At 59.9% G+C, this 4,369-nt stretch carries 5 protein-coding genes and 1 riboswitch; of the genes, 1 reads left to right on the forward strand and 4 read right to left on the reverse strand.

Translation table 11 applies throughout. From position 1 onward, the window contains the following. The first annotated feature begins 921 nt into the window (after positions 1-921). The gene (gene nfuA / locus ACDZ94_RS13055; protein WP_017136914.1) at positions 922-1,506 is read left to right on the forward strand and encodes a Fe-S biogenesis protein NfuA; all 585 of its coding nucleotides are present in this window, start codon (positions 922-924) and stop codon (positions 1,504-1,506) included. A gap of 202 nt (positions 1,507-1,708) precedes the next feature. Here nfuA and cobM read toward each other — a convergent pair whose 3' ends face one another. The 4 genes from cobM to ACDZ94_RS13075 all read right to left on the reverse strand — a co-directional run bounded on the left by cobM (position 1,709) and on the right by ACDZ94_RS13075 (position 3,819). Next, a complete protein-coding gene (gene cobM, locus ACDZ94_RS13060) occupies positions 1,709-2,455 on the reverse strand; it encodes a precorrin-4 C(11)-methyltransferase (RefSeq protein ID WP_221294506.1) in 747 nt (248 codons plus the stop codon). Positions 2,456-2,525: 70 nt separating this feature from the next. Beyond that, positions 2,526-2,918 carry a cobalamin biosynthesis protein gene (locus ACDZ94_RS13065; protein ID WP_064452009.1) on the reverse strand — a complete coding sequence of 131 codons (393 nt, stop codon included), beginning with the start codon at positions 2,916-2,918 and terminating at the stop codon, positions 2,526-2,528. Further along, positions 2,915-3,619: a CbtA family protein gene (locus tag ACDZ94_RS13070; RefSeq protein ID WP_432750245.1), complete on the reverse strand. Its 705-nt coding sequence runs from the start codon at positions 3,617-3,619 to the stop codon at positions 2,915-2,917. The genes ACDZ94_RS13065 and ACDZ94_RS13070 overlap by 4 nt, the downstream gene beginning before the upstream one ends. A gap of 11 nt (positions 3,620-3,630) precedes the next feature. Next, a complete protein-coding gene (locus tag ACDZ94_RS13075; protein ID WP_064452011.1) occupies positions 3,631-3,819 on the reverse strand; it encodes a CbtB domain-containing protein in 189 nt (62 codons plus the stop codon). A gap of 97 nt (positions 3,820-3,916) precedes the next feature. Continuing rightward, positions 3,917-4,128: riboswitch (cobalamin riboswitch) on the reverse strand. Positions 4,129-4,369 lie beyond the last annotated feature (241 nt).

Here is a 4,369-nt window from a genome sequence, read left to right on the forward strand (position 1 = left end):
ATGCCCGCACTCCGGCTTGAATCCGTGGGCCGCCGCAATGGGCCATCCCTGGCCCAGTGCGGCTAACCCGGCGTCCTGCCGGGTTACCCACGGATTCAAGCCTGCGTGCGGCCAGCGTGGTTAACGGGGCCTGTCAGATCAAGATCAACAGCAGATCAAAAGCAGGGCACGGCGGCCTAGTAGCCGACCTGAGTGGTTGAAGCAAAAGCAGGGCAAAAGCACAGCAGAAGCAGAACTGCTTCTCTGTGGGAGCTGGCTTGCCTGCGATGCAAACACCTCGGTACATCAGGCATACCCAGCTGATGCCATCGCAGGCAAGCCAGCTCCCACATTGACCGAGTACAGCCTGAAGAGTCGCATGCCCTCTGCCTGATGTACTGAGTTCAAAATGTGGTTAACGGGGCCTGTCAGATCAAGATCAACAGCAGATCAAAAGCAGAGCACGGCGGCCTGGTAGCCGACCTGAGTGGTAGAAGCGAAGGCAGGGCAAAAGCACAGCAGAAGCAGAACTGCTTTTCTGTGGGAGCTGGCTTGCCTGCGATGCAGGCACCTCGGTACATCAGGCATACCCAGCTGATGCCATCGCAGCGGTTCGGCGGTCCGACAAGCCAGCCCCACATTGACCGAGTACAGCCTGAAGAGCAGCACACTCTCTGCCTGATGTACTGAGTTCCAAATGTGTGTGAACTAATTTGTAAACCATGTGGGTGAGTCATACCGGCAAGAGCCCATTGCTTACGTTGGGGCTTTTCCAAAGTGAGTCGCCGTAAGGGCGAAACCATAGGCCGCCGTTACCGAAGAAACGGATAGGTACATCCCCCCAAGGCACCCGCACAAAAAACTATCCCGACAAAAACACTAGGACTTTGTACCTCGGTAATAATTTGGCGTAAACTGCCCGCAAGCCTGTGAGGAGTTTCCATGACTGCCATAACCATTACCGACGCCGCGCACGATTACCTGGCTGATCTGCTGTCCAAGCAGAACACCCCAGGCATCGGTATCCGCGTCTTTATCACCCAGCCCGGCACCCAATACGCCGAGACTTGCATCGCCTACTGCAAGCCCGGGGAAGAGAAGCCTGAAGACACCGCCCTGGGGCTCAAAAGCTTCACCGCGTACATCGATAACTTCAGCGAAGCGTTCCTGGACGATGCTGTGGTCGATTACGCCACCGACCGCATGGGCGGCCAGTTGACCATCAAGGCGCCTAACGCCAAGGTGCCGAACGTCAACGCCGACAGCCCGGTCAACGAGCGCATCAACTACTACCTGCAAACCGAGATCAACCCAGGGCTCGCCAGCCACGGTGGTCAGGTCAGCTTGATCGATGTCGTGGAAGACGGCATTGCCGTGTTGAAATTCGGCGGTGGCTGCCAAGGCTGCGGCCAGGCGGACGTGACGCTGCGTGAAGGCATCGAGCGCACCCTGCTCGAGCGCATTCCGGAGCTCAAGGGCGTACGCGATGTGACTGACCACACGCAGAAAGAAAACGCCTACTACTGAGTAAGGCGTTCACTGCGAACAAAAAACGGCGCCCCGTGAGCGCCGTTTTTTTATGCTTAAAATTCAGTGTCTTACTCGGTATTTCTAACAAATAAGATTAACTGTGGGAGCGGGCTTGCTCGCGAATGCGGGTAGTTCAGTTAAAGATGCACTGGCTGACACCCTGCGTTCGCGAGCAATCCCACATGTCTAACCGCACTCTTCAGGGGCGATAGAGGTGCGCGTGGCCTGCCCGGTACAGTGAGGACTCGCTGAAGCTGTCGCTTGCCAACACCCGGCCAACCACAATCAGTGCCGTACGCCGGAAACCCTTGGCGGCCACCTTCTCGGCAATATCACTCAGCGTGCCGACAACCCAGTCCTGATCCGGCCACGTCGCCCGGTGGACCACGGCAATCGGGCAGTCCGCGCCATAGTGCGGTAGCAGTTCGGCGACGATTTTGTCCAGGTGGTTGACCCCCAGGTGAATCGCCATGGTCGTGCCGTGGCGGGCCAGGCTGTCGAACGCCTCACCGGCAGGCATGTTGGTTTTGTCGGCGTAGCGGGTCAGGATCACGCTTTGGGCGATATCCGGCAGGGTCAGTTCCGCCTCCAGCAACGCCGCACAAGCCGCCACTGCCGTTACCCCGGGAATGATCTGGAAGGGAATGCCCCGTTCGCGCAAATGGCGGATTTGTTCGCCAATCGCCCCATACAGGCTCGGGTCGCCGGAATGCACGCGGGCCACATCCTGGCCCTTTGCATGGGCTGCCTGGATCAACTCGATGATCTGTTCCAAGTGCAATTCGGCGCTATTGACCACCTGTTCCGCCTGATGACCCTCCAATACGGCGGTGGGCACCAGCGAGCCGGCATAAATGATCACCGGGCAACTGCGGATCAGCCGCTGGCCTTTGACGGTGATCAATTCCGGGTCGCCGGGGCCTGCGCCGATAAAGTAGACGGTCATGGGGAGTTCCTGTTGAAAAACGGGCGAGCATGAAGATTGCTCATGATCGAGAACGGCAATTATCGGGATTTTAGCCGGTGCAGGCTAATGCAAAGGTGGCCTGGGCGGTTTTTTTGCGGGTGATCAACAGGCGGGCAGGGGCGTGGGAGAGCTGTTCAGCCAAGGCAAGGGCCGCGCTTTCGGCGATGCCGTAACAGCCGGTGTGTGCGAAGGCCACGGCTGATTTGTGGCTCAGCCGGTCCTCGTAAACCGCCAGGTGTTCTGCACTGAAACACTGTAACGGCAGGTTCAGCATGTGAGCCAGGGCAAGCAAACCCGGTTCATCCTGCTTGCGATCAATACTGGCCAGGGCCGCAATATGTTGGCGCTCAATACCGCCCTCGGCGAGGACGGCGTCAAACAGACCCAGTAGGGTGTGAACGTCACAACCCCGCCGGCATCCCAGCCCGACCACCAGCGTCATGCCGAGTAGTGTTCGTCGCGGTTACGGCGGAACAGCCACGCGCTGATCAGGCCCAAGGCCAGCCAGAATGCAACGTTGGTCAACTGCGATGCGATCTTGAACTGTGACTCCAGCGCTTCGGGGGCCAGCATCGAATGCACGAGGGGTTGCGGTGCGCCGATAACATGCGGGACGGCGATGATCGCCACGCCCAGCACTTTCAGCAGCCCGTTGCGACCAAACACCAGCAGCGCGATACCGGCTGCGGTGGACGCCGCGGTGCCGATCCACCAGACCTGCCGTTGTGCCAAATCAGCCGCGGCGGTCCCCGGCAACTCCGGTGGCAGGCCCAAAGTAGGCGCCAGCACGAACGTCGCGTAACCCGCCAAGCCCCACAGCAGCCCTTGGGCCGTGCGAGTCGGCGCGCGCAGGGTGTAGAGGCCCGCCAACATCAGCGCAAAACCGACGGCGACCACCAGATTCCCACCGGTAGTAGACAGCACGCGCTGCCAGCCATTTTCCGGCTCCCAAGCTTCGGCGTCGTGGGTATGGGCTGCGGCACCTTCGGCATGTTCATGGGTCACTTCGACAGCAGACGGGGCTTTTTCAAAGGTTTCCGCCTCCAAAATCAGCGGTGCGACCCAGAAGCTTTGCAGCAGGGTCAGTAGCAGGGCGGCCAGCAAGCCGGTGAAACCTGCGGTTTGAGCAATACGCTTGATCATGTCGGCAGGCCTCAGTGGCACGGGAACGCGGCGCTGTGGCGGGTATCGTGGGCCGCGTTGTGCACCGCCTCGATATGCGAGAAACCGGCGAAATACACCAGGCAGGCGCCGAGGATCGAGGCACCGATGGCGGCGCTCAGGCGTTGGCTCAGGGTGGCGGAGCTACGGGTGGTGTGCGAGGTGCTGCTGATGATCGACATGGCGCGTCCCTTCTGGGTGTCAGGGTGGAACGAGCGCATGAAAACCCCGCGAGCCAGGCACGCAGAGTTTTAAACAGCGCCCGCCCACCGCGGGTTTGTTATCTGATTTTTTCGGGCCGGTCTCCGGGCTTGCGAGGGGGCTCTTGAACTAGAGTCCTGAAAGCTTCGCCTTCCCATACCCGAGGGCACAGTGGCTGTGACGCTTCGCTCGCTTACCGTTGCGGGGGCAGCACCGGACTGGTCATGCACGCATGATTTACCGGTTTCCCGTTTCACCCTGTGAAGGGCACCCGAAACAAGGTGTGTAGGAGAGCATGGGGGTGGGAGGGGAGTCAATTGGGGTTTTTTGGTGGGTGTACATATCCGTTGCTGCGGTAACGGCGGCTTAGGGTTCCGCCCTTACGGCGGGTCACCTTTTTTACAAACGCCTAAAAAAGTAACCAAAAAACGCTTTGCCCCACCACTCGGTACCTCGCCCAGGCTCGGTATGCCCGCACTCCGGCTTGAATCCGTGGGCCGCCGCAATGGGCCATCCCTGGCCCAGTGCGGC

The sequence above is a fragment of the Pseudomonas sp. UBT genome (assembly GCF_050915955.1).
In the GTDB taxonomy this organism is placed as follows: domain Bacteria; phylum Pseudomonadota; class Gammaproteobacteria; order Pseudomonadales; family Pseudomonadaceae; genus Aquipseudomonas; species Aquipseudomonas antarctica_A.

What these genes read in the sequence shown, in the direction of transcription:
- cobM (WP_221294506.1), bottom strand. Translation starts at nt 2,455, where the DNA reads ATGACCGTCTACTTTATCGGCGCAGGCCCCGGCGACCCGGAATTGATC.
- ACDZ94_RS13070 (WP_432750245.1), bottom strand. Translation starts at nt 3,619, where the DNA reads ATGATCAAGCGTATTGCTCAAACCGCAGGTTTCACCGGCTTGCTGGCC.
- ACDZ94_RS13065 (WP_064452009.1), bottom strand. Translation starts at nt 2,918, where the DNA reads ATGACGCTGGTGGTCGGGCTGGGATGCCGGCGGGGTTGTGACGTTCAC.
- ACDZ94_RS13075 (WP_064452011.1), bottom strand. Translation starts at nt 3,819, where the DNA reads ATGTCGATCATCAGCAGCACCTCGCACACCACCCGTAGCTCCGCCACC.
- nfuA (WP_017136914.1), top strand. Translation starts at nt 922, where the DNA reads ATGACTGCCATAACCATTACCGACGCCGCGCACGATTACCTGGCTGAT.